General features: G+C 69.2%; 23 protein-coding genes. 1 reads left to right on the top strand and 22 read right to left on the bottom strand.

The features are described from left to right. The first annotated feature begins 71 nt into the window (after positions 1–71). Entirely contained in the window at positions 72–1,904 is a 1,833-nt protein-coding gene (locus ACOOHF_RS12000) for a peptidylprolyl isomerase (RefSeq protein WP_420461857.1), read from the top strand. Positions 1,905–1,920: 16 nt separating this feature from the next. On the opposite strand, the gene ACOOHF_RS11995 is transcribed toward ACOOHF_RS12000, so the two are convergent. The 22 genes from ACOOHF_RS11995 to radC all read right to left on the bottom strand — a co-directional run bounded on the left by ACOOHF_RS11995 (position 1,921) and on the right by radC (position 23,211). Then, positions 1,921–2,154: a Sec-independent protein translocase subunit TatA/TatB gene (locus ACOOHF_RS11995; RefSeq protein WP_419165084.1), complete on the bottom strand. Its 234-nt coding sequence runs from the start codon at positions 2,152–2,154 to the stop codon at positions 1,921–1,923. Positions 2,155–2,191: 37 nt separating this feature from the next. Then, positions 2,192–2,473, bottom strand: a complete 282-nt coding sequence (locus tag ACOOHF_RS11990; RefSeq protein ID WP_420461856.1) for a hypothetical protein — start codon at positions 2,471–2,473, stop codon at positions 2,192–2,194. Positions 2,474–2,476: 3 nt separating this feature from the next. After that, complete coding sequence (locus tag ACOOHF_RS11985) at positions 2,477–3,463, bottom strand: polyprenyl synthetase family protein (protein WP_420461855.1); 987 nt, start codon at positions 3,461–3,463, stop codon at positions 2,477–2,479. 65 nt (positions 3,464–3,528) lie between these two features. After that, positions 3,529–6,441 (bottom strand): LPS-assembly protein LptD, encoded by a 2,913-nt coding sequence (locus tag ACOOHF_RS11980; protein ID WP_420461854.1) that lies wholly within the window; start codon positions 6,439–6,441, stop codon positions 3,529–3,531. A 140-nt stretch (positions 6,442–6,581) separates the two neighbouring features. Beyond that, positions 6,582–7,373 carry a twin-arginine translocase subunit TatC gene (tatC, locus tag ACOOHF_RS11975; RefSeq protein ID WP_420461853.1) on the bottom strand — a complete coding sequence of 264 codons (792 nt, stop codon included), beginning with the start codon at positions 7,371–7,373 and terminating at the stop codon, positions 6,582–6,584. Between the two features lie 4 nt (positions 7,374–7,377). Further along, a complete protein-coding gene (gene nrdR / locus ACOOHF_RS11970; RefSeq protein ID WP_420461852.1) occupies positions 7,378–7,881 on the bottom strand; it encodes a transcriptional regulator NrdR in 504 nt (167 codons plus the stop codon). A 26-nt stretch (positions 7,882–7,907) separates the two neighbouring features. Next, positions 7,908–8,678 (bottom strand): tetratricopeptide repeat protein, encoded by a 771-nt coding sequence (locus tag ACOOHF_RS11965; RefSeq protein WP_420461851.1) that lies wholly within the window; start codon positions 8,676–8,678, stop codon positions 7,908–7,910. Beyond that, entirely contained in the window at positions 8,679–9,326 is a 648-nt protein-coding gene (locus ACOOHF_RS11960) for an OmpA family protein (protein WP_420461850.1), read from the bottom strand. Positions 9,327–9,478: 152 nt separating this feature from the next. Beyond that, positions 9,479–10,822: a hypothetical protein gene (locus ACOOHF_RS11955; RefSeq protein ID WP_420461849.1), complete on the bottom strand. Its 1,344-nt coding sequence runs from the start codon at positions 10,820–10,822 to the stop codon at positions 9,479–9,481. Between the two features lies 1 nt (position 10,823). After that, entirely contained in the window at positions 10,824–11,507 is a 684-nt protein-coding gene (locus tag ACOOHF_RS11950) for a TonB C-terminal domain-containing protein (protein WP_420461848.1), read from the bottom strand. Then, positions 11,504–11,926 carry an ExbD/TolR family protein gene (locus tag ACOOHF_RS11945; RefSeq protein WP_420461847.1) on the bottom strand — a complete coding sequence of 141 codons (423 nt, stop codon included), beginning with the start codon at positions 11,924–11,926 and terminating at the stop codon, positions 11,504–11,506. Before ACOOHF_RS11945 ends, ACOOHF_RS11950 begins: the two co-directional genes overlap by 4 nt. 43 nt (positions 11,927–11,969) lie before the next feature. Continuing rightward, positions 11,970–12,731 carry a MotA/TolQ/ExbB proton channel family protein gene (locus ACOOHF_RS11940; protein WP_420461846.1) on the bottom strand — a complete coding sequence of 254 codons (762 nt, stop codon included), beginning with the start codon at positions 12,729–12,731 and terminating at the stop codon, positions 11,970–11,972. Continuing rightward, on the bottom strand, positions 12,731–13,681 hold the full coding sequence (locus tag ACOOHF_RS11935; protein ID WP_420461845.1) for an NAD-dependent epimerase/dehydratase family protein: 951 nt from the start codon (positions 13,679–13,681) through the stop codon (positions 12,731–12,733). Before ACOOHF_RS11935 ends, ACOOHF_RS11940 begins: the two co-directional genes overlap by 1 nt. Positions 13,682–13,756: 75 nt before the next feature. After that, a complete protein-coding gene (gene hemA / locus ACOOHF_RS11930; RefSeq protein WP_420461844.1) occupies positions 13,757–15,136 on the bottom strand; it encodes a glutamyl-tRNA reductase in 1,380 nt (459 codons plus the stop codon). Further along, positions 15,133–15,951, bottom strand: coding sequence for a cytochrome c biogenesis protein CcsA (gene ccsA, locus ACOOHF_RS11925; protein WP_420461843.1), 819 nt, complete (start codon positions 15,949–15,951; stop codon positions 15,133–15,135). The genes hemA and ccsA overlap by 4 nt, the downstream gene beginning before the upstream one ends. A gap of 31 nt (positions 15,952–15,982) precedes the next feature. Beyond that, positions 15,983–16,420 (bottom strand): single-stranded DNA-binding protein, encoded by a 438-nt coding sequence (locus tag ACOOHF_RS11920; protein ID WP_420461842.1) that lies wholly within the window; start codon positions 16,418–16,420, stop codon positions 15,983–15,985. Positions 16,421–16,506: 86 nt separating this feature from the next. Then, positions 16,507–16,971, bottom strand: a complete 465-nt coding sequence (gene rimI / locus ACOOHF_RS11915) for a ribosomal protein S18-alanine N-acetyltransferase (protein ID WP_420461841.1) — start codon at positions 16,969–16,971, stop codon at positions 16,507–16,509. Next, on the bottom strand, positions 16,958–17,665 hold the full coding sequence (gene tsaB, locus ACOOHF_RS11910) for a tRNA (adenosine(37)-N6)-threonylcarbamoyltransferase complex dimerization subunit type 1 TsaB (RefSeq protein WP_420461840.1): 708 nt from the start codon (positions 17,663–17,665) through the stop codon (positions 16,958–16,960). Before tsaB ends, rimI begins: the two co-directional genes overlap by 14 nt. After that, on the bottom strand, positions 17,659–18,144 hold the full coding sequence (gene tsaE, locus ACOOHF_RS11905; protein ID WP_420461839.1) for a tRNA (adenosine(37)-N6)-threonylcarbamoyltransferase complex ATPase subunit type 1 TsaE: 486 nt from the start codon (positions 18,142–18,144) through the stop codon (positions 17,659–17,661). Before tsaE ends, tsaB begins: the two co-directional genes overlap by 7 nt. Next, the gene (gene uvrB / locus ACOOHF_RS11900; protein WP_420461838.1) at positions 18,141–20,177 is read right to left on the bottom strand and encodes an excinuclease ABC subunit UvrB; all 2,037 of its coding nucleotides are present in this window, start codon (positions 20,175–20,177) and stop codon (positions 18,141–18,143) included. The genes tsaE and uvrB overlap by 4 nt, the downstream gene beginning before the upstream one ends. A gap of 16 nt (positions 20,178–20,193) precedes the next feature. Further along, positions 20,194–22,416, bottom strand: a complete 2,223-nt coding sequence (locus tag ACOOHF_RS11895) for a RelA/SpoT family protein (protein WP_420461837.1) — start codon at positions 22,414–22,416, stop codon at positions 20,194–20,196. A 111-nt stretch (positions 22,417–22,527) separates the two neighbouring features. Beyond that, on the bottom strand, positions 22,528–23,211 hold the full coding sequence (gene radC, locus ACOOHF_RS11890) for a RadC family protein (protein ID WP_420461836.1): 684 nt from the start codon (positions 23,209–23,211) through the stop codon (positions 22,528–22,530). Positions 23,212–23,239: the final 28 nt, after the last annotated feature.

Raw genomic sequence — 23,239 nt, 5'->3', positions numbered from 1 at the left:
ATCCCGGCCCCGTCACGTCCCCGTTCGGGCGACTTGATTCACGTCACAGGCAGGTTTCGGCGCTCATGTTCATGCGGAAGATGCGCGGCAGCGCAGCCCTGGTGATGGGCATCATGGCCGCGGCCTTCGTCGGCTGGCTGGTGTTCGACGGTATCAACGCCATGCAGGGGGGTAACCTCGGCGGACAGGTCAACCCGGTGGTGGGCCAGGTAGGCGGGCGGGATATCCGCTACAACGAGTGGAACATCTTCCTCCAGAACGAGCTCGCGATCAACCGACAGGTCGGCCGCGGCATGACGGACGAGGATGTGCGCGTCGTGACCGAGCGGGCGTGGGAGAGCCTGATCAGCGCGACGTTGATCCAGGCGGAGCTGGACCGGCTCGGGGTCCGCGTGACGGACGCGGAAGTCCGCCAGGCCTTCTTGACGCAGCCGCCCCAGGAGATGCTGAGCTACGCGGCGTTCCAGACGGACGGACAATTCGACATCGAGAAATACCGCCGCTTCTTCACGGATCCGGCGACGGATGAGATGCAGCTGCTGCAGATCGAGAACTACTACCGCTCCATCCTGCCCCGCGCGAAGCTGCAGACGCTGGTGGAGAGCGGGATTTACGTCTCCGACGACGAAGCGTGGCGCTTCTACCGGGACACGAACGAGCGGGCGCGGGTCCGGTTCGTCCACCTGAGCCCGACCGCACTCGTGCCGGATTCGGCGGTCTCCGTGTCGGAAGACGAGATCCGTGACGTCTACGACGAGCGGGCGGACGAGTACATGCGGCCGGCCAGCGCCCGCGTGAACATGGTGAGCGTCTCGCTCCGCCCCTCCGCGGCTGACTCGCTGGTCGTCCGGGAGCGGGCCGCGGCGCTCGCGGAACGGGTGCGGGGAGGTGAGGACTTCGCCGCCGTCGCGGTCGCCGAGTCCGCCGATTCGATCTCGGGCGCCGAGGGCGGATTCATGGGCAAGCGTCCGGCGGCCGCCTACGACCCCAGACTCGTCGAGGCGGCCAGCGCGGTGGAGATCGGCGACGTCACGGAGCCCGTCGAGACGCCGTTCGGGCTCCACGTCCTGCAGGTCGACGAGCGGACGGCGGACTCGCTCGCGCTACGGCAGATCTATCTCCCCTTCGAGCCTTCGGGCGCCACCGAGGACTCGGTGTTCACGCTCCTCGACGACCTGGAGGAAGTCGCGTTGCGGACCGACCTCACGACCGCCGCCGATTCGCTGGGGGTAGAGGTACGCACCGACATCCAGCTTCTCGACGGCGTGGACTTCATTCCCGGCGCGGGACAGCTCGGGGTCGCGAGAGACTGGGCGCTCGGCCCGGAGGCCGGGATCGGCGATGTGTCGGAGACGTTCGAGAACCCGACGGGCTTCCACCTGCTCGAGTTGCTCGGGCTGCGCGAGGAGTCCCGGATCCCGATCGAGGAGGCGGGGATCGGGATCCGCTTGCAGCTTATCGTCGAGAAGAAGAAGGAGCGGGCCGCCGAACTGGCCCGGGATCTGCTCGGCGCGGCCGAGGCCGGTGCCTCCTTCAACGAGGCGGCGGAAGGTCTCGGGTGGACGGTGGAGGAGACCGAGTTGTTCCGCCGCGGCGATTTCGTCCCGGGGCTCGGGCAGGGCACGGAAGCGGTCGGTTACGCCTTCGGGGCCGAGATGGGTGAACTCAGCGGCGCGCTGGACGCGGGCGACGGGGTGGTCGTCCTCGAAGTGCTCGAACGCGAGGACGCGACCCGAGAGGGGTTCGAAGAGGTGAAGGATGCGGTCCTGACGCAGCTACGCTTCGAGCGATCCCGGCAGTACGTCCAGAAGTGGCTGGCCGCCCTGCGCGAGGGGACGCTCGTCGAGGATCACCGGGAGCGGCTGCTCGTCCCCGAGGATGCGCCGTTCGCGCCTACCTTCTGACGAGGTCCGCCAACAGCTAGACCTCCGTATTCGAGGTCCGGGGCTGCGCGGTCTCCTGGTGTGCGGACGGGGCGGACGTCTCCTTGGGGAGCTCGCCTCGTACGTTGCCCTCGACTTCCTTGATGGAACCCTTGAACTCGCGAATCCCCCTGCCCAGGGAACTCCCGATCTCGGGCAACCTCTTCGCCCCGAAGAGGAGCAGGATCGCGAGGAAAATCAGCAACAGCTCCCACGGGCTTAAACCGAACATCTCAGACTCCTTGCTTGTGGCTCGTCTCTCGTCCCGGTCACAGGAGTGATCGCGCGAACCAGGCTATCAGGACTACGCCTAGAACGGTGAGGAAGTTCACGCGCAGGATGATAGGTCCCAGCGAGAGTGCGAGCACCTTGGCGTCGAAGGCCAGGGGCTCCAGCGAGATCGCGACCGTCGTAACGAAGAACTGTCGGGCCGCCGACGCAGGCAATGTAACCGCCACCAGCTCGGTCAGAAGCCCCCCCAGCACGAAACCGCCCACGATGATGAGCGCCACCCGTATCGGGGACGGCCTGCGTCTCCGTCCAATCTCCACCGGCTACCGTACCCTCTCCACGACGTAATCGACCGCGGCCCTCAGCGCTTCGAGGCATGGACCCGGAGGCAGGCCATCAAGCTGGTCCCGCGCCCGGCCAGCTCGCGAGCGGGCTTCTTCGCGCGCCGAATCGACGCCGCCGCGCGCCTCCACGAGATCGACGATCTCGCCCACGGCCCCGGCGGACGGCGCGGGATCCGCGAACAGCGTCTCGACGGCCCGACGTTCGGACCACTCCATCTTGGGGAGTGCGGCGATCAGGGGCAACGTCACCTTGTGTTCCTGCAGGTCCTGTCCCGGAGGCTTTCCCATGACCTCGGTCGACGACGTGTAGTCGAGCAGGTCGTCCACGATCTGGAACGCCATCCCGAGATGGTGCCCGTATGCGCGCGTCGCGCCGCGGTGCGCCGGCCCCCCCGACAGCGTCCCGAGTTCGCAGGCCGCGGACATGAGCGACGCCGTCTTGTACTCGCACAGGTCCTCGTAGTCGTCCCGCGTGAAATCGAGGCGGTCGTGGAGCACGAGCTGCCGCATCTCGCCGACCGTCATCCGGTTCGCCGTCCGCGCCAGAATCGAGACCAGTTCGAGCTTCCCGAGGGCCGAGACCTCGATCACGGCGCGGGAATAGAGATAGTCCCCCGCGATGATGGCGACTTGATGGGTCCAGCGATCGTTGACGGTAGGCCGTCCGCGACGCCGGGCGGAGTGGTCGACCGCGTCGTCGTGGACGAGCGTCGCCACGTGCAGCAGTTCGACGATGGCGCCCAGCTTCACGGCGTCCGCGGATGGCCGGCCCGCGATCCCGTCGCAGAGGAGCAGCAGCGTCGGGCGGAGCAGTTTGCCCGATCGCTCGAAGAGATAGTCTCCCACTTCATCGAGCGCCTCGAACCCCGACGGGACCATGTCGCGGAGCTCCCCCTCGACGGCGTGAAGCCGATCCCTGACGGGGAGGCGGACCTGTTCCAGACCGATGGCGGCGATTGGGAGCATGACCTCCTCGGCGGGCGAGGTGCGCGTGAAGTGCTTCGGGAATGTCGGACTCGCGCCCGAGAATGTCAAAATGAGCCCGGGCGACCCTGGGACTGCTGGTCGTAGTCGAACTTGAGGTCGGGCGCGTCGCGGAGGTTGACGCTCATCTGGAAGATGAAGTTCCCATTGGGCGAGCGCGCGAACATGAAGGTGGCCATCCAGCGGTGGAGGGCCCGGTCCAGCGTAATGAGGTGCTCGCCGAACTCTCCCTCCGAGAGGTTGTAGCTCGTCCGCCAGGCGAGTCGCCAGTTCGGCGTCGGATTCAGTGAAAGGACGGCATTAAGCGACTGGCGGTCTCGCGAAGTCTCGCTCTCCCGACCCCGCTGCATCGAATAGGTCAGCGACAGGGTCCAGGGACCGCCGGCCCGCATGCCGGGGTCCTGCGCGTCCGGATTCTCATCGAAACTCTGCAGCCGATACCGCGAATCGGTCGCGGTCTGCAAGCGGCTTTGGGCAGCGGATTGGCTGCCCCCGCCCCCGCCCCCGAGCCCGAGCAGCCCCCCGAGTCCGCTGGCCGAGCTGAACGTGAAGCTGCCCGTCAGGCTCGACAGGATGGGCGCGAAGCTCTGCTCCTCTCCGCTGCCCTCGAACAGGTCGAGAGACATGTTCAGCGAGAGGCCGCGTAGCAGGTCCGAGTTGATGCGGTGGGACCAGCGATCCGTCGTCAGCGGCGACAGGTTCTCGCGCGCGAAGTCGAAGGTGAGGGGGCTCGAGTTGATCCCCAGAATCACGACGTTGCGGCGCGGCTGCCCGCGCCGCGGCGCGTCCGGATCTCCGGTCCCGGATCCGGTGCCGGGCGGCGCATCCTGGACCCCACGCTCCGGATCCGCCACGGCCTCGAAGACGGTCGAGTCCGCGGCGACTGCCGCCGAATCCGCCGCCACGTCGAGCGCACCCTCCGCAAGGGGCACGGAGTCGGTCGCCGCCCCGAGGGAGTCCCCCTCCAGCGAGCGGCCCTCGAGGTGGGCTTGCGCCTCGGGGTCCAGTTCGACCTCCTCGCGCAGCTTCGCCTCGAACGTCTGGTTCAGCGTCAGGCGCAGCCGGTTCTCCTGCTTCGAGTTGGAGACGGGGAAACCGGGGATCGAGAGGATCGAGTCGGACGCCTCCACGGCGGGAGAGTAGTCGTAGTGGAAGCGCGGCGAAACCTTGTGGCGGACGCGCTCGAAGGGGCCGAATCCCGGCAGGAACCCGTACAGATCGGTCGAGACCGCCGCCCCGACGCGCAGCCGCATGGGGGCCGTCACGTACTCTCCGTTCGTATTCTCCGACCGGAACTGGCTCGCGTCCATGCTGACGGTGGGGCGGAAGGTCGTGCTTCCGATGAGGTCGACCTGATAGTCGGCCTGCGCTCCGTAGGTCAGCTTCGTCACGCCCGGCGGCCGCTCCGGGGCATCCGTCGAATCGGCTCCTTCCCCGCCACCGGCCATCGGCTCGAACGGAAGTTTCAACTGGCGATCGAAGTTCGCGTTCCCGCTCACCCCGAAGGAACCGATCCGGATCGCGCTGTTCGCGGAGGCGCGTTCCGTCCGCTGGCCGTCCTGCTCCTCCCGGGTTCGATCGAGGCGGGAGGCGGACATCCCTCCGCTCACGACGATGTTGTTGAACGGTCCGCGCCGGTTCTGCGGCGCCCGGAAGAGTGTGAGCGGCGAGAACGTCATCTGCAGCTTGGGCAGCGTGAGGTCGGTTCGTCCCTTCTGGGCGCCGAGGTCCTGGCGGCGACTGCCGCTGAGGTTGACGGAAGCGAACGGGAAGCGGTGCTGAATGCCCACGTCCGAGGAGATGCGCTGCGTCTGCTGGGCGGGGTCGAACGACTGCCGCTCGAAGACGGTCGTGTTCGACACGAAGTTGGCGTTGACCCGGATATCGGTCACGGGCGTCAGTTCGTGATTGTGTCGCATCTGGAACTGAAAGGTCTTCTCGTTCCCGACGCTGTAACTCGTCAGGATGTTGCCCCGGAAGAACTTCTTTATCGAGCGGTACCGGAGCGCGCCGTTGAGGCGGGTGAAGCGGCCGCTGAACCAGTCCGCCGTCGCCTGCGCGTCCATGAAATCGTTGAAGGCGAAGTAGTACCCGAAGTCGGTGACGCTCCGCCTGGAATTGCTGGAGGACGCGACGACGTCGTTGACGCCGAAGCGGGGCGGCAGGAAGCCGCTTCGGCGCTCGTCGCGGATATCCTGGGCGAAGAAGGGCAACCATGCGACGGGGACGTCCTGGATGTACAGCGTGACCGGCCACGCCACGATGATGTCGTTCGATACCACCTTGATCTGGCCGGCCCGGAAGTAGTAGTGGGGGTGCTCGACGTCACATGACGTGAAGTTCCCGGTTTCGACGAAGGCGGTGCCGGAACCCCGCAAGGTCGTGTTCCCCCGGGTGAACCATTCGGAGCCGCGCTCCGCGAAGGAACTCCGGGCATCGAGGATCGTCCCCTTCGTCCCCGAGACATCGTAGTGGAGGCACTGGTCCGAGACCGCGTCCTGCCCCTGCCCTGTCATCGAGATGCCGCCGCAGGCGCGAACGAACTGGAGACCGGCCCGGTACGTGATCGTGTCCGCATCGATGAGGGCCTGCTCGTAGCTCGCCTGCGCCTCGCGTTCGAGGTGCACGGCCTCCTCGCCCACATCCAGTTGCACGCGGCGCCCCCGATATTGAACCGCCTGATAGCCGGCTTCTTCGAGGAGCAGGCCGAAGATGTCGTCCGGCTGGGGGAAGGGGGGGTCCGCCGGCGCGGCCTCGAGCGTGTCCGAGGCGGCCGAATCACCCGCGGCGGCGGGGTCCACGCGCGCGGCGGGGTCCGCGACCACGGCCGAGTCCGCCCGCGCCGCCGAGTCCGCCTGCGCCGCCGAGTCGGGCCGGGGCACCTCCAGCGTATCGCGGGCCGTCGAGTCCACCGGCAGCGAATCCCGCCCCCTCACGACCACCGTGTCGGTGTCGGCCACGGCCGCGAGGCGCAGGGGACGGGGGCCGACCGAGGCTGCCCGCGCCGTCTCGGCGCCTCCGAGGCCGCCGAGCAGCGCCGCCAGCGCGAGGAGCCCGTAGAGCCCGCGGGGCGCGCGGACGCCGGAAGCGTCGCGTGCCGTCAGGCGGAACTTCCTTCCTCGGCGGCGCGCGCGGCCTCGCGCCGACGCCGGCGAAGCACCCGGGTCGCTACGACCGAGATTTCATACAGGAGGATCATGGGCACCATCATGGCGAGCATGGTGTACGGATCCGCCGGCGTCAGGAACGCGGACACCACCGCCATCACGACGATCGCGTGCCGCCGGTACTTCGCGAGCCCCTCCGGCGTCACGATGCCGAGCAACGAGAGGAAGACGAGGACGACCGGAAGCTCGAAGATGAGACCGAACGCCAGGATCAGCCTCGTCGCGAAGGTCAGGTACTCCCCGACCATGATGACCGGAGTGAGCTGATCGCTGAAGAAGTTGAGCAGGATCCTGAGCCCCAGCGGAAGCACGAGGAAATACGCCATCGAGATGCCGGCGATGAAGAGCAGGGTGCCCGCACTGATCGCCGGGATGGCGAACTTGCGCTCGTTCTCGTACAGGGCCGGGGCGAGGAAGCGCCAGGCCTGGAGCGCGATGTACGGGAACGCCGTCAGAAGCCCGACGATGAAACCCAGCTTGAGTATCAAGACGAAGGGGGTAGTCGGACTGGAGAAGTTCAGGTTCTCACCCGGCAGGAGTTCCACGATCGGACGTTGAACGATCCCCAGCACGTCCCACTGCATGACCGCCACGAGCCCCAGCACGAGACCCACGAGCAGGGCGATGAGCGCGTGGATGAGCCGCGAGCGAAGCTCGTCGAGGTGGTCGAGGAACGGCATCTCCGCCTGCCTGGGGGAGCCGTCCTCCTGTCGTCGGGGACCCATCGGTTCAGTCGCTCCCTTCTGAGAACAGGTCCACCTGGCCGGCCGCGCTGTGCCCCGCGCGGCTGAGCAGCCGGCGCACCTCCTCCATGAACTCCGTCGTGTCCTGGAAGTTCCGGTAGACGCTGGCGAAGCGCACGTACGCCACCTGATCCATGGCGCGGAGGCGTGCCATCACGAGTTCGCCGAGGCGGCGACTCGCTACGTCGCGCGGGTCCTCCGCCTCCAACTGCTCCTCGACCTCATCCACGAGGGATTCGATGTCGTTGTTGGAGATGGGACGCTTGGCGCAGGCGAGGCGAATCGACGCGAGGAGCTTCCCGCGATCGTAGGTCTCCGAACCGCCGTCGCTCTTCCGAACCATGAGGGGTTCCCGCTCCACCTGTTCGTAGGTGGTGAACCGCTCGCCGCACGAGAGACACTCGCGGCGGCGGCGGATCACGCGGCCTCCGCGACTCGTCCGGGAATCGACGACCCGATGTTCGGGGTCGTTACATCGAGGGCACTGCATGGCCGTCTGCGGTCACGGTTTCGGCGCTAACCGCCCAGCCTCTCGCGTTCCCGGCGGGCCGCCGGTGCTTCGAGGCTGTTCGGATAGCCGCTCTCGATCTGGGTGAACAGCTGCCGTGCCAGCGCCGTGTTGCCTCGCGTCGCCTCGATCACCCCGCGGCGATAGAGCGCCGCCGGGGCCCGGCCCGAGTTGGGGTAGAGTTCGGTCAGGCGGCGGTACTCCTCGAGCGCGTTCCCGAGGTCCTCGTCGTCCTCGAACGTGCGGGCGAGCATGAACTGGGCATCCGGCGCCAGCTCGTGGCGGGGCCACTGGACCATGAAGTCGCGGAACGCCCCGCGGGCCGACTCGAGGAGCCCCTGATTGAACGTGTCCAGGGCCATCCCGTAGAACTGGGGAGCCTCCTCCGACCCGGAGGTGGAAACCGGGCCGGGGTCGGCGGGCCGGGGGCTTCCCGTCGGGCCTCCCACCGGGGACGGAGCCCCCGCGAGACGCTGATTCTCGTAGATGTTGGCGAGCAACTGGTTGTTCTCGGTGGAGAGCTCGATGTTTTGCTCGACGAGGACCTCCAGGCGGCTCGTCCGCCGCTCCAGCTCCCCGCGTCCGGTCGCCTCGCGTCGCTCGCTCGAAGTCTCGAGGTTGTCGAGGCTGCCCTCCACCCGGTCGAGGAGGAGACGCTGCCCTTCCTCGAGCGCGCGGATATCCTCTCGGAGGGCATCCCCCATCTCCTCCACGTCCGCCCGGGACGCGCAGGAGGCGGCCGCCACGCCCAACAGCACGGCGACCGCCGCCCGGCTCACCTAGATGTCCCCATCCGTGACCACGAACTCACCGCGGCGGTTCTGGCGCCAGGCCGACTCGTTGCTGCCCGTCGTGAGCGGCCGTTCCTCGCCGAAGGTCACGACATCGAGCCGACCCGCGTCGATCCCGAGGCTGCCGAGGTATTCCATCGCGGCCTGGGCGCGCCTCAAGCCGAGCGCCTGGTTGTACTCGAGCGAGCCGCGCTCGTCGCAATGCCCTTCGATCCTGAGACGGATGTCGGGGTACGCGCGCAGCGCGTCGGCCTTGCGCTGGAGGGTTCCGGCGGCGTCGTCGGTGATGTCCGCGACGTTGTAGTCGAAGTGAACCCGGGCCACGATCGCCTCGCCCGCCATCGCGCGCTCGATCTCCGCGGGGGCCGAATCGGCACACGTCGTTCCGGGATAGTCGCGCACGACCTGCTCGAGCAGTTCGCGCGCCGTCGTGTAGTCCCCCGACTGCATTGCGGTCATCGCGCGCTCGCAGATGCGGTCGGCGGCGGCCTCACGCCGGGAACCATCGTCAACGGCCGCCGGCGGCGGCGGGGGGGGCGGGGGCGGGGGAACCGGCTCCGGTTCCGGGTTTCCACTGCACGCCGCTGCCAGCAGCGCGATGACGAGAACAGGAGCGAATCGGTAGCCAAGCCGCATCGAGGTCTCCTTTGTGCGGGTCGCCGAGCCTGAGATTGCCGGAATGTTGCGAACACCACCTGTAGAGGAATACCACCCATGGGTCCGCTTCACCACGGAATTGTAACCTATCGCGGCCCCGTCACGCCGCAACCCGCGGAACCGCCCCTCGTTCACGAGCCGGGAGGGAGCGGCGGCGACCAGTCGGGCAGGCCGTCGAGGCGTCCGGCCGTGAGGGTCCGGGCGCGCCCGGTCACGGTGTCGAGGATCCAGATCGCGGAGCCCTGCGCGTCCCGCGATGCGAAGACGATGTGCCTTCCATCGGGCGCCCAGCTCGGGTCCTCGCTCTCGCCTCGCCGGGTCAGCATGCGCCGGTCCGTGCCATCGGGGTTGACGGTGAAGATCTGCCACCGACTGTTGCTCAGCGCCGAGTAGGCGATCCGGTCGCCGTTCGGAGACCAGGTCGGTCCGGCCGCGTTCGTGTCTTCCCGCCGAACGTAGATGCTGATCCTGCGCGCGGGTCCCCCCGAGATGCGCCGAACGTAGACCTGGGGTTCATCCGTCGGAGCGGCCTCGTACGCGAACCACGCCCCGTCCGGAGAGAAGCTGGGATTGAGCGCCCGCCCCCGGCCTTCGGTCAGTCGTTCCGCTCCTTCGAAGAGGATGCGCGAACCCCCGCCGACTCCCTCCGCGTAGGCCAGCCGCCCGTCCGTCGCGTAGGCCGGCGATATGAGCAGCGTCCCCGAAGCCACGGTGCGACGGCTGCCGGTGATCAGATTCGCTTCGACGAGCGCGAAGTGCCCGGTCTCGTCCTGGATCGTGTACGCGAGACGCATCCCGTCCCGCGAGTAGGCGGGGGAGAAGACGTTCTGGCCGCCGCCGCCGAGGCGGCGCGGATTGTGGCCGTCGCTGTCGATGAGGAGGATGTGGGAGGACCCGTCGCCGTCCTTCCGCCTGAGGGCGATCCGCGTCGCGGCGATGCCGCGCCCTCCCGTCGCCCACGACACGATCTGGTCGGACACCCGGTGGATGGCCATGCGGAAGTCGTCCGCTCCCGGTTCGGGCAGGCTGAACGCCTGTACGTTGGCGAGGTTCCCGTACACGACATCGTGCAGGCCGACCCGGAGGATGGGGGTCTGCGTCCCCGGCGCGAAGGAAACCTCCGAGGTGACGAGCCACACGGCCCCGAGCTGGTTCCACAGCGCGTAGTTCGGGGGACCGCTCAGGGAGACCGTGTCGGGCAGCTCGATGATGTCGAACCGGTCCGAATAGTCGAGATCGGTCCGCAGGATCTCGCCGACCGCTTCGGCCAACGGGTCGAGCCCCGTCGCGGCGCTCACCGGCACGATCACCATGCCCGGCACGTAGCCCGGTTCGTACGTGAGCCCGAGACGCACCGCGCCGGCCGGCTCCTGCTCCTGGGCCGAGAGTGGAGCGGCGCACGCGGCGAGGATCAGGGCCCATGGGGCCCATCGGACCGTGGCGCGCCGGATCGAGGCGGACGGGATCGGGGCCACGTCAGCGGCCGCTCGGGTCGAAGAAGAAGGAGACGGCCAGCGCGTCGGCCGGGAAATTCTCCGGCAGCGGTCCGAAAGCCTCGGCGAGGCCGGCGGATTCCACGGCGCTCATCGCCACGAGATCGAAGGTCCGGTTCCCCGACCTCGCGACCCAGTCGAGCCCGCTCACCCGGCCGTCGCGGTGAATGATGAAGTAGACCTCCGCCTGCAGGTCGCGGGCCCCCTGCGGCGGCCGCCAATAACGCTGGATCTGGCGGATGATGTTCTGCTGGTACTCGGGGTAGGCCGAGGCGTCGCCGGCGATCCGGATGCTCTGGATCTCTTCCCCGACCTCCTCGGCCCGGGCGGGTTCCGGCTCGGGCTCGCGCTCGACCGGTGCCTCGGCCTCCACGGTCGGCGTCTCGACCTGGGGCACCGGGTCGGGCGTCGGCTCGGGCGGCGGCGGGCGGTACTCCTCCTCCGCGATCTCAGGCGGCGTCGGGTCGAGCCGGATCGGGGCGTCCTCCGGGGCGGCCGCCACCATGTTGACTCGAACAGCCCGCGGCATCTGCACCGGGCGGAGGACGGCGTTGCCGAGGAAGGCCAGCACCGCCAGGGCTCCGTGCACGCCGAACGAGCCGTACAGGGCCTGCCGGGGCGGCCCCCCGTGGCGACGCTCGCGACGGCGTTCCGGATTCCGGCTCACGGCCGGCGGCGCGGTTCGGGCTGGGTCACGATGCTCACGATCCCGCCGGCCTCGTCGATGCTTCCCATCACGCGCAGCGCCAGGCGCAGCGCGATATCGCCGTCCGCCTTGATGAACACGTTGTCCGAATCGAAGCGTTCCAGCGCCGCCTCGATCGTGGCGTCGAACTCCTCGTACGTCACGGGAACGTCATCGAGGTAGATCTGCCCCTCCGCGTCGATCGAGACGACGAGCGCATCGGAGGCGCTCAGCGGCCCGGAGGCGGCTTCGGGCACGTCGATCTCGATCCCGCCCTGGAGGATGGGCGCCGTGATCATGAAGATGATGAGGAGGGTGAAGGCGACGTCAACGAGGCTCGTGACGCTGATCTCCGCCAGCGCTCCGGTCCCGTCCCCCCGCTGTTTGAACCGTCTTCTCATTCCCGGTGCCTCCCCCGCTCCGCCGGCGGCCCGTGGGCCTGGCTCAAACGCGGCCCTCGCGCGCCAGCGATCCCACGAACTCGCTCGCGAACCCCTCCAGTTCCCCCGTGAAGAGACGCAGGCGAGAGGCATAGTGGTTGTATGCGATCACCGCCGGGATCGCGACGGCGAGGCCCGCGACCGTGGTGGTCAGCGCCTCCGCGATGCCCGGCGCGACGGCCGCGATGTTCGCGGACCCCTGGGAGGTGATGCCGATGAACGAGTTCATCACGCCCACGACCGTCCCCATGAGACCCAGCAGGGGACTCACGGATCCGATGATCGCCAGCCACGGCAACCCGTGCGAGAGTTCATCGCTTTCCTCGGAGAGACTCTTCTCGAGCGTCAGCCACAGCGCCTCCAGTTGCGTCGAGCTCAGACCCTCGCCGACATGACGGGTCGCGAGGGCCCCCGGACGCAGGTCGGAGAAGAACGCGATCCCCTCCCGGAACACCCTCCTGAACGGGGAATCCTCGAGTTCCCGGAGCGCGTCGTTGAGGCTCGCGAGGTCACCGGATCCCGCCATCGCGAACACGAAGTCGTCGGCCTGCGCGTTCACCGCACGCAACTCGCGAAACTTCCAGATGATCAGGATCCAGGACAGGAGCGAGAAGGCCGCGAGCACGGTGAGGATGACCTTCGTCGGGAGCGTGGCGCCCAGCACCATGTCGAGCGGAGAATCGATGACCCGCTCCGGAAGCTGCTGAACGACCGCCACGACCTTGGCCGCCACGACTTTGGCCGTCACGCTCGCGACCGCCGTCATCACGCGGCCTCCCGGGCGATGAAGTCCCAGGTCTCCCGCAGACCGGCGTCCAGCGAATGGGCCGGGCTCCAGCCGAGGGCCCGTATCTCCGAGCAGTCGAGGCCGTTGTGCATGGGGTCTCCAGGACGCGCGGGTTCGCGCGCGATCCCCACCGCGCGACCCGCGATCTCGATCATGGCGGTGGCCAGCGCGTTGATGCTCGTGCGCTCTCCCGTACCGACGTTGAAGGCGACGTCATCCAGCCCGCCGGCCCGGGGGAGGTCTGCGTTCGTCGCGAGGATGTTGGCCGCGGCGACATCCTTCACGAAGACGAAGTCCCGCGTCTGCTCGCCGTCGCCGAAGACGACGAGTCGTTCGTCATCGAGGATGCGCCGGGCGAAGATCGCGACCACGCCGGCCTCGCCGTGAGGATCCTGACGGGGGCCGTACACGTTCGCGTAGCGCAGGGCGACGTACTCCAGACCCCGGAGGCGACGGAACGCATCCAGGTAGTGCTCCGAGGCCAGCTTGCTGACGCCATAGGGCGACAGCGGCCGCTTCGGCGCCGCGCGGGGGATGGGAAACCCGGCCGCCTCCCCGTAGAGGGCGCCTCCCGACGAGATGAACACGAACCGGGAGAGGCCGAACTCGAGAGCGCACTCGAGCAGGTTGAGGAGTCCGTCGACGTTCACGGAGGCGTCGTGACGCGGGCGGGACACCGAGTCGCGAACGTTCGCCTGCGCGGCGTGATGGTTGACGACATCGAACCCGCCGTCGCGGAAGACACGGCGGACGCCCTCGTCGCGGATGTCCATTTCGATGAGGTGTACGCCCCGCGGCACGTTGGCGGCGCGCCCGCCGTCCAGATTGTCGAGCGCGGTCACTTCCCAGCCTTGCACCAGGTACGCTTCACAGACGTGAGATCCGATAAAGCCGGCGCCACCCGTCACGAGCACCCTGCCAGGGCTCATCCACTCTCTCCTGACTTCCCCACCCGTTCCACTGTCCCCGGGGCCTGCGAACGGGATCCGCCTCCGGGATCCGCCTCAGTCCGTGCCCTCGCGCGTCCGTCGAGATCCGACCGTCCGGGCCGCCAGCGAGTCTACACTAGCAGCCCGCGGCGCCCCCCCGCTACCGGCCGCCAGCCATGGTTCCAGCGCACGCAGGCACGCGTCGCCCCCAGGCTGTTCGGCCAGCCACCGGATCGCCCGCGTCGGGCCGTGCAGAAGCTTGTTCAGCGCGGCGCGACTCGCCAGCCGCAGGGCTTCGTCCGCGTCCGCGTCGCGGGGCCCCGCCGGGCGCCCGGCCAGTCCGTCCGACACGAGGCGGCGGGCGGTGTCGCGCAGCGCCCGCACCGCCGGATCGGCTCGCCGGCTGCGGTGCCACGCCCAGTACTTGCCGACGTGCCGCTCGATGATCGCGTCGGCCCGTTCACGTTCGAACTCGCGCGCTTCGCGGGCCCGGTCCACGACTCGGCGGAGGTCGTCGATGTTGTACAGGAAGACATCGCCGACATCGCCCGCCCGCGGATCGACGTTGCGGGGAACGGCGATGTCGAGGATGAGGAGCGGCGTCCCGCCGATCCCTCGACGCCGGACGTGCTCCTCCCGCACGAAGGCGGCCTCCGACTCGGTACACGTCACCATGAGATCCACGCGATGCAGGCTCTCCAGCGCCGCCGCGCGCCCCAGGGGGAGGGCGTCGAACGGCCGGCCCGCGCGTTCGGCGCGGGCGGGATTGCGGCTCGCCATGAAGAGGCGGCGGGCGCCCTCCCTCCTCAGGCACCTCGCGGTGAGCCGTCCCATCTCGCCGGTGCCGAGGACGAGGACGGTCCGGTCGTCGAGAGAGCCGAACACCTTGCGAGCGAGGCGTACGGCGGCAGCCGGGATGGAGGTCACGCCGCCCGCGATCGCGGTGTCGGCCCGCACCCGACCCCCGGCGCCGAGCGCGGACTGAAAGAGGCGATGAAGGACGGGCCCGGCGGCCGGCGGCGGCCCCTCGCGGTAGGCCCCCCGCACCTGTCCCTGGATCTGCGGTTCGCCGACGATGAGCGATTCCAGTCCGCTCGTAACCCGGAACAGATGCCGCACGGCCCGTTCCCCGCCCAGCGTTCTCAGGTAGCCGGCCCCCTGGTCCCCAAGACCCGAGGCGCGGCACAGCGCCTCCCGCGCGACCGCGTCGAGTTCGTGACCGCCACTTCCGGCCAGATAGCACTCGGTGCGGTTGCAGGTCGAGAGGACGACACATTCCGAGACGCCCGGTGTGGCGACGAGGCCAGCGACCCACTCGGCCGTCCGCTCGCTCCCCAACGCGAAGCGCTCGCGGACATCGATCGGCGCGGTCCTGTGACTCACGCCGACGACGAGCAGCGTATCGGCCGGTGGGGGGCCGCTCTCCGCCCCGGGGCGGCTCCGCGAGCCCGTCACAGGAAGAACTCCGTGGCCGGCCCGAGCACCCGGAGGGCGACGAACCCGACACCGCTGGCCACGCACGCGGCCACCGAGACCCGCGCCGGCCGGGGCCCGAACCCGCGCGTCCCGCGGCGGGCGCCCAGGGCCGCGGCGTACACGACCCACGTCAGGAGGCCGAAGGCCACGTCCGAGTCCCCCAGCGCCAGGCCGCGTCCGAACGTGAGGGAGAGGCTCCACCCCGCCAGCAGCCCGATCGCAAGTGCGGAAAGCCCTCCGGCGAGTCCGATCCGATTCATCCGGTCCAGACTCTCGAGCGAGGGGAAGAAGCGGAACACCTTACCGAAATCCTTCCTCTTGAGGGCGCGAAACTGAAACAGATACATCGCGGCGGCGACGGAGGCGAGCAGCAGGCTGGCGCATCCGCCGAACACGAGGAGCACATGGGCCACCAGCCACGGCCCCTGCAGGCGCGGATCGGCCAGGGTCGGCGCAAGTCCCGCCACGAGGCTCGCCGCAAGCAACGCGATCACCATGGGCAGGACCAGGAGGCCCGCCGACCAGCGTTCGCGCGAGCGACTCGCGAGCAGGAATCCCGTGGCGAGGGCGAACGCGAGGAAGGCGGAGGCAGGCCCGAAGCCGGACAGCGGCGGCGTTCCGTACGTGAACCAGAACGCGAGCAGCGCCGCCGAATGGAGGCACACCGCCCCGATGGCGAGGACGCCCGAAGGAGGACGGCGCGCCGCTCCGCCTCCCCTGAAATCGGCGACCTGAAGCAGCCAGGCGCCCGCGTACGAGGCGAGGGCGGCGGTCAGGAGGATCCGGGTGGACATGCCGGGGGGTCGACGCCGCGTCTCCGGACGGTCAGAACGGGAGGTCGTCCTCCCCCGCCACCGACTGGTTCGAGAACTCCGAGAAGTCCGATTTCGCCGGCCCCGCCTCCGTGCTCGAGTAGCTCTCCCGGCCGCCACTGCTCCCGAGCATGATCATCTCGAGCGCGCGGATCTCGGTCGTGTAGCGGGTCTGGCCATCCTGCCCTTCCCACTGGCGGTATTCGATCCGCCCTTCGACGTACACGCGATCTCCCTTGCTCAGATACCGCTCGCAGATTTCGGCGAGCTTGTCCCAGCAAACCACGCGATGCCATTCCGTCTTCTCCTGCGGCTCGCCCGCCCGACTCGTCCAGCGGCGGCTCGTCGCCACGGAGAGCGTTGCGACCCGCGTCCCCGCGTTCGTGGACCGGACCTCGGGGTCCGCCCCCAGGTTCCCGATGAGTGTGGCCTTGTTCAGACTCCGCGCCATCTTCCGCCTCCCGGATGATCGATCGAGTGTTTCCGCCGGACCTTCGCCCGACAATAGATGAGGTCTTCGGAGGTTCCGAAAGAGGATCAACGGACCAGCAACCGGCGCATGGTCAGCGCGTCCTCGGTCGGGCCCGCGTAGTACGCCGGGTGCCGTCCAACGACCTCGAAGCCGCAGCTGCGGTAGAGGCCCTGCGCGCCGCGGTTTCCTTCGCGCACTTCCAGGAAGATCTGCCGCGCCCCGCGCGACCGCGCCTCCGCGAGAACCGCTTCCACCAGGCGGGCCCCGATGCCGCGGCGGCGCTCGACCGGGTCGACGGCGAGGTCCCCCAGCTCTCCCTGTGGGCCGGCGAACCACACGGCGGCGTACCCCACGACCCGCTCGCCTTCGTCGACCGCCGAAAAGAGACAGGCGTCGCGGCGCCGCAGGAGGTTTCGGAACGTCTGCGCGGACCACGGCGCGGCGAAGCTCGCTTCCTCGATCGCGACCACCCGCGGAAGGTCGGCCGCGGCGAGCCGCCGGATCCGGGGCGGCGGCTTACCGGCGTCCACCGTGGCGCCCGCCCTGGCGTTCGGCCTGGCGGCGGGCCTGGCGTTCGGCGCCGGGACTCCGGACGTACCGGGGCTCCCACAACTCGATGTCGTCCACGCGGCCCCGGGGGATCCTCTCGGCGAGCCAGAGCAGCGCCGCCGCCCGCGGCACCCCGAGAAAGGCCGGGAGGACACTGCCCCCGCGCGCCTCGATCCGGGCCCGCTGGCGGATCGCCCCCTCCCCGGCGAAGGACCAGGCGGCCGGGTCATCCAGCCGGTCCAGCCACGCCTCGATGGCGCACGCCGCGGGCCCGAGGACCGGACCCTCCAGCCCGCCGCTCCGGTACGCAGCCCCGTACACCTCGCCGCGGCGGGCGTCGAACAGCGCGCACACCCGCTCGCGCCCCGCGGAGGCGGCGACGGAGCGCAGGCTGGAGTAGGCATGGAGCGGCACGTCCCGCGCGTGACACCAACCCTTCGCGAGCGCCGCCGCGATCCGCACCCCCGTGAACGAGCCGGGACCCGCGCCGATCACGAGGCGCTCGACCCGGCCGGCGTCGACGCGGGCTCGCGCGAGGAGGCGCGCCACTTCGTCGAGCACCGTCTCCGAATGCGTGGCCCGGACCGCGAGCGCGCACTCCGAGATCAACTCGTCGCCGCGCCCGAGGGCGATGCTCCCCAGCCGCGTACTCGTCTCCAGCGCCAGGGTCAGCACGAGGGCGTCCGGGCCGCCCTGGCGTGAAGGGCGGGGTCCGGGATGGGAGGGGCGTCCCCCAGCGCCCGCGCCGTGACGTTCCGCATCGCTCCGCCCGCGGCGAACTCGAGCCGGACCTCCCACCGGTCGGGCGGGAGTTCCCCGCCCGCTCGCTCCGCCCACTCGACGAAGACCGCCCCCGGGTGGGACTCGAGTTCCTCCCAGCCCAGCCCCGGCAGCTCCGACGCGTCGCGGATGCGGTACAGGTCCGCGTGGGCGACGGCCCCCCCGTCTCCCTCGTACCAATGGACGAGCGTGTAGGTCGGACTCGTGACGGGGTCGCGCACGCCGGCCCCGGCGCACGCCGCCTGCGCGAGACGCGTCTTCCCGGCGCCCAGCGGTCCGAGGAGCGCGACGAACACGGTCTCGCGAGCGGCGGTCTCCCCGAGCGCACGCCCCCAGCGGACGAGCCCCGCCTCGTCGAGGACCGCCGGTTTCATGCCGGATCCGCCGCGGAAGCCGGCAGCCCGGGGGGGCGCGTTCGCGCCCCGCCATCGATCCGCGCGCGAATCTCGAACAGCTCGTCGCGCAGACGCGCCGCGGCCTCGAAGTCGAGCGCGGCGGCGGCAACGCGCATGTCCTTCTCGATGGCGTCGGCCAGCTCCTCCGCCGACAGTTTCTCGTAGGCTCCCTCCCGCTCGAAGACCGCCGGTTGCGCCTCGCGCGCGTCGGCGACCGCGGTCGAGAAGCGGATCTCCCGCACGGACTTCACGATGGAGCGGGGCTCGATCCCGTGCTCCTGGTTGTACGCCGCCTGCACCTCCCGCCGCCGCGCGGTCTCGTCCATCGCCCGGCGCATGGAGTCCGTCACGCGATCCGCGTACAGAATCGCCGTGCCCGCGAGGTGCCGGGCCGCCCGCCCGATCGTCTGCACGAGCGAACGGTCCGAGCGCAGGAAACCCTCCTTGTCCGCGTCGAGGATCGCCACGAGAGAGACCTCCGGGAGATCGAGCCCCTCTCGCAACAGGTTGATCCCCACGAGGACATCGAACGTCCCGAGCCTGAGGTCGCGGAGGATCTTCACCCGATCGATCGTGGCGATGTCGGAGTGCAGGTAGCGGACCCGCACCCCCCGCATGGCCAGGAATTCGGACAAGTCCTCCGCCATCCGCTTGGTCAGCGTCGTCACGAGCACCCGCTCGCGCCGTTCCGTCCGGCGGCGAATCTCGCCCAGCAGGTCATCCACCTGCCCGCGAACCGGCCGCACCTCGACCGCCGGATCGAGCAGGCCCGTGGGCCGGATCAACTGTTCCACGACCACGCCGCCGCTCTTCCGGAGTTCGTACTCGCCCGGCGTCGCGCTGACGAAGATCACGCCGGGCACCACTTCCTCCCATTCCTTGAAGGAAAGCGGCCGATTGTCGAGTGCCGATGGCAGCCGGAAGCCGAACTCGACCAGCGTCCGCTTGCGGCTGCGGTCGCCCTCGTACATGGCGCCGATCTGGGGGATCGAGACATGCGACTCGTCCACGACCACCACGTAGTCGTCGGGAAAATAGTCGAGGAGGCAGTAGGGACGCTCGCCCGGCGCCCGCCGGTCGAGGTGCCGACTGTAGTTCTCGATGCCCGGGCAGAAGCCCACCTCCGTGAGCATCTCGAGGTCGAAGCGGGTCCGCTGCTCGAGCCGCTGCGCCTCGAGCAGCATGCCCTCGCGCCGCAGGTGGAGCAGACGCTCCTCCAGTTCCACGTAGATGGCCTCGCGGGCCTCCTCCAGCCGGTGGCCCAGCGTGGCGTAGTGGGTGGCGGGAAAGATCGACGTCTCGGGCAGGCGCGTGATCGTGACCCCGGTCATGGGATCGATCTTCGAGATGCGCTCGATGACGTCACCCCAGAGTTCGATCCGCACCCCCTGTTCCTCGTACGCCGGGAGGACCTCGATGACGTCACCCCGCACCCGGAAGGTCCCGCGCACGAAGTCGAGATCGTTGCGGGAATACTGGACCTGCACGAGCGAAGAGAGGATCTCGCGTCGCGAGATCTCCTGTCCCTCGCGCAACGTGAGCATCAGTTCCCGGTAGCCGGCCGGGTCTCCGAGTCCGTATATGGCGGAGACAGAGGCGACGACGATCACATCGCGCCGTTCCATGAGCGAGGACGTGGCGCGCAGCCGAAGGCGATCGATGTCCTCGTTTATCGACGCGTCTTTCTCTATGTATGTATCCGTGGACGGCACATAGGCTTCCGGCTGATAATAGTCATAGTAAGAGATGAAATATTCGACTGCATTGCGCGGAAAGAACTGTCGCAGTTCACCATAGAGCTGCGCGGCGAGCGTCTTGTTGTGGCTCATGACGAGCGTCGGACGGTTGACCTCGGCGATCATGGCCGCCAGCGTCACGGTCTTGCCGCTCCCCGTCACCCCGAGCAGCGTCTGCCACTTCTCGTCGCGGCGCACGCCGTCCGCCAGCTCGCGGATCGCGGCGGGCTGGTCCCCCGTGGGCTCGAACGGAAGCTGAAGATCGAAGCTGGGCATAGTGGTATTCGAGTCGCTACTCGAGCGTGAGGTCGCTCTCGCCGAAGGATTCCTTGCGCTCGACCGAGAGCACGCCTTTCACGCCCTGCACCTTGCGCATGACCTTCTGCAGGTGGCTGAGGTTCTCGACCTCCACGACGAACTGGCCCCGCATCCCGCCCTCGACGCCCTTGATGTCGGCCGACTGAATGTTCGTGCCCGTGTCGCTCACGGCTCGCGCGATGTCCGCGAACAGACCGTGACGGTCCGTCCCCTCCATCACGATCCGCACCAGGAAGCGACGCTGGCCGTGCGCTTCCCATTCGATCTCCACGCGGCGTTCCGGTGCCTGTGAGAGGTTGAGGACGTTGGGACAGTCCTGCCTGTGGATCGAGACCCCCCGACCCCGGGTGATATAGCCGATGACCCTGTCCCCGAGGACGGGCTGACAACACTGGGAATAGCGGACCATCAGGTTGTCCATCCCCTGGATCCGGATCCCCTTCCCGCCCCCGCCCCATATCTTGTCCACGAGCTTGTTAAGGGGGCTCGGACTCCGCTCCGGCACCTCGGGGACCACTTCGGGGAGGATCGCCCGCATGACGCGCGTGAGTCCGATGTCCCCGCGTCCCGTGGCCGCGAAGAGGGTGTCGGGCGAGTCGTAGCCGAGCGTCTCGCAGGCCGTCCGGACCGCCGCCTCGTCGACCTTCCCGCGCCGGCGGCGCCTCCATTCGCGCTGGACGATTTCCTTCCCCAGGCCGCGGGCCGAATCCTCCTCCTCGCGGCGAATCCACTGCCGGATATCGTGCCGCGCCTTGCTGCTGCGGACGAAACCCAGCCAGTCACGACTCGGGGTCTGCGCGTCCGAGGTGATGATGTGAACCGTGTCCCCGTTCCGCAGTGGCCGGCTGAGGGGCGCGATCCTCTCATTGACCCTCGCCCCCGCGCAGTGGAGTCCGATCTCGGTATGCACCGCGAAGGCGAAATCGATCGGGGTCGCCCCCTTCGGCAGCTGCTTCACGTCGCCGGCCGGGGTGAAGACGAAGATCTCGTCCTGGAAGAGGTCGATGCGGAGGAACTCCATGAACTCCTCCGGCTCGCGCGTCTCCTGCTGCCACTCGAGCACCTGCCGGAACCACGCGAGTTCGTCGTCGACCTCGTCCCCCGACCGGCCCTCCTTGTAGCGCCAGTGCGCCGCGATCCCGTGCTCGGAGGTGCGGTGCATCTCGTGCGTGCGGATCTGGATTTCGTACAGGGCGCCGCCGGGGCCGAAGATCGTCGTGTGCAGACTCTGGTACATGTTCGACTTCGGCGTGGCGATGAAGTCGTGGAAGCGCTCGGTGAGCGGGGTCCACTTGTTGTGTACGATCCCGAGCGCGTGGTAGCAGTCGCGGACGGAACTCACGATGAGGCGCATGGCCAGCGTGTCGTAGACCTCCTCGTACGGCTTGTCGCGCTTGACCATCTTGCCGTAGATGGACCACAGGTGCTTGGGACGGCCCGTGACCTCGCCGTCGATTCCCGCGGCCGCCAGCTCGGCCCGCAGCGGCTCCTCCATGCGCCGGATCAGTTCCTCGCGCTCCCCGCGGGTGGCCTTGACCTCCCCCACGAGCTTCCGGTAGCCCTCCGGTTCCAGGAACTTGAAGGCGAGATCCTCGAGCTCCCACTTTATCCTGGCGACCCCGAGACGGTGCGCGAGAGGCGCGTAGATCTCCCGCGTCTCGAGGGCGATCCGCTTGCGCGCGCCGGCCGGCATGTGCTCCAGCGTGCGCATGTTGTGGAGGCGATCCGCGAGCTTGACCAGGATCACGCGCGCATCCCGCGCCATCGAGAGGAGGAGCTTCCGGTAGGTCTCGACCTGCCGCTCGGCCATCGAACCCAGCGCGAACAGGGAGATCTTGGTGAGGCCGTCCACGATCGTGGCGATCTCGTCGCCGAACTCGGTCCGGATCTCGCTGACCGTGGTGTCCGTGTCCTCGACGACGTCGTGGAGCAGCGAGGCGGCGAGGCTCACGGTGTCGAGCCGGATGTCGATGAGGATCTTGGCGACCTCGACGCAGTGGCGGATGTAGTCCTCGCCGGAGCGCCGTTTCTGGCCCTCGTGTTTCTCGAAGCTGTACTGGAACGCGAGCGCGAGCAGGTCGAGGTCGAGCCGGTCCTCGTAGCCCTCGATCGCCTTCATGAAGTCTTTGGGCAGCAGCGAACGCGGGCCCGCTCCCGGCGCGGCCCGGCCGGCTGCCTGCTTGACGCTGCTCTCCACGCTTCGCGCTCCGATCGTGCGAAGTCACGCCCCGCTCGCTCCGACAACCTTTCAAGGTAGCAGCGGGACGCCCCTTCGGCGCGCCCCGTCGGCGCGCCGCCGTGGTGAGGGCTAGCAGACACCGCGTTCGCGAAGGCTGACGTATTCGCGATCGCCGAGGATGACGTGGTCGCGGACGGGGATCCCCAGCAGCCGGCCGCTCTCGACGAGCTGGCAGGTGACGGCGATGTCCTCGGGCGAAGGCTCGGGGTCGCCGCTCGGGTGGTTGTGGGCGAGGATCAGGGAGGCGGATGCCGCCGCGATCGCCGGCGCGAAGACCTCCCTGGGGTGGACGAGCGAGCTGTTGAGGAGCCCGACGGTGAGGCGGCGCTCGAGCAGAACCTGGCTCTGCGTGTTCAGGTAGATGACCCAGAACTCCTCCTGCCGGCGGTCGCGCAGCAGGGGTCCGAGACGCCCGAACACGTCCGCCGGGCTGCGGATGCGGGCGCTGGCGCGCGCGGGCTCCGCCGCCAGACGCCGACCCAGCGCGAGCGCGGCGGCCACCGCAGCCGAACGGGCAGGGCCGATCCCCGCGGTCTTCTCGAGTTCGGCGGGCTCCGACCTCCCCATCTCGCGCAGGGAGCCGCCGAAGGCGGTGAGGAGGCCGCCCGCCACGTCCACCGCCGAGCGCCCTGTAGCGCCAGCCCCGAGCACGACCGCGAGCAGTTCGGTCGTCGAGAGCGCGTCGGCGCTGAAGCGGCGCAGCCGCTCCCGCGGGCGCTCGCTGGCCGGGAGTTCCAGGATCTTCGGAGCCATGCGAAATGTATCGCGGCGCGTATGAATC

The organism is Candidatus Palauibacter sp. (assembly GCF_965216145.1).
In the GTDB taxonomy this organism is placed as follows: Bacteria; Gemmatimonadota; Gemmatimonadetes; order Palauibacterales; family Palauibacteraceae; genus Palauibacter.
This window is presented reverse-complemented; position numbering and strand designations above follow the sequence as displayed.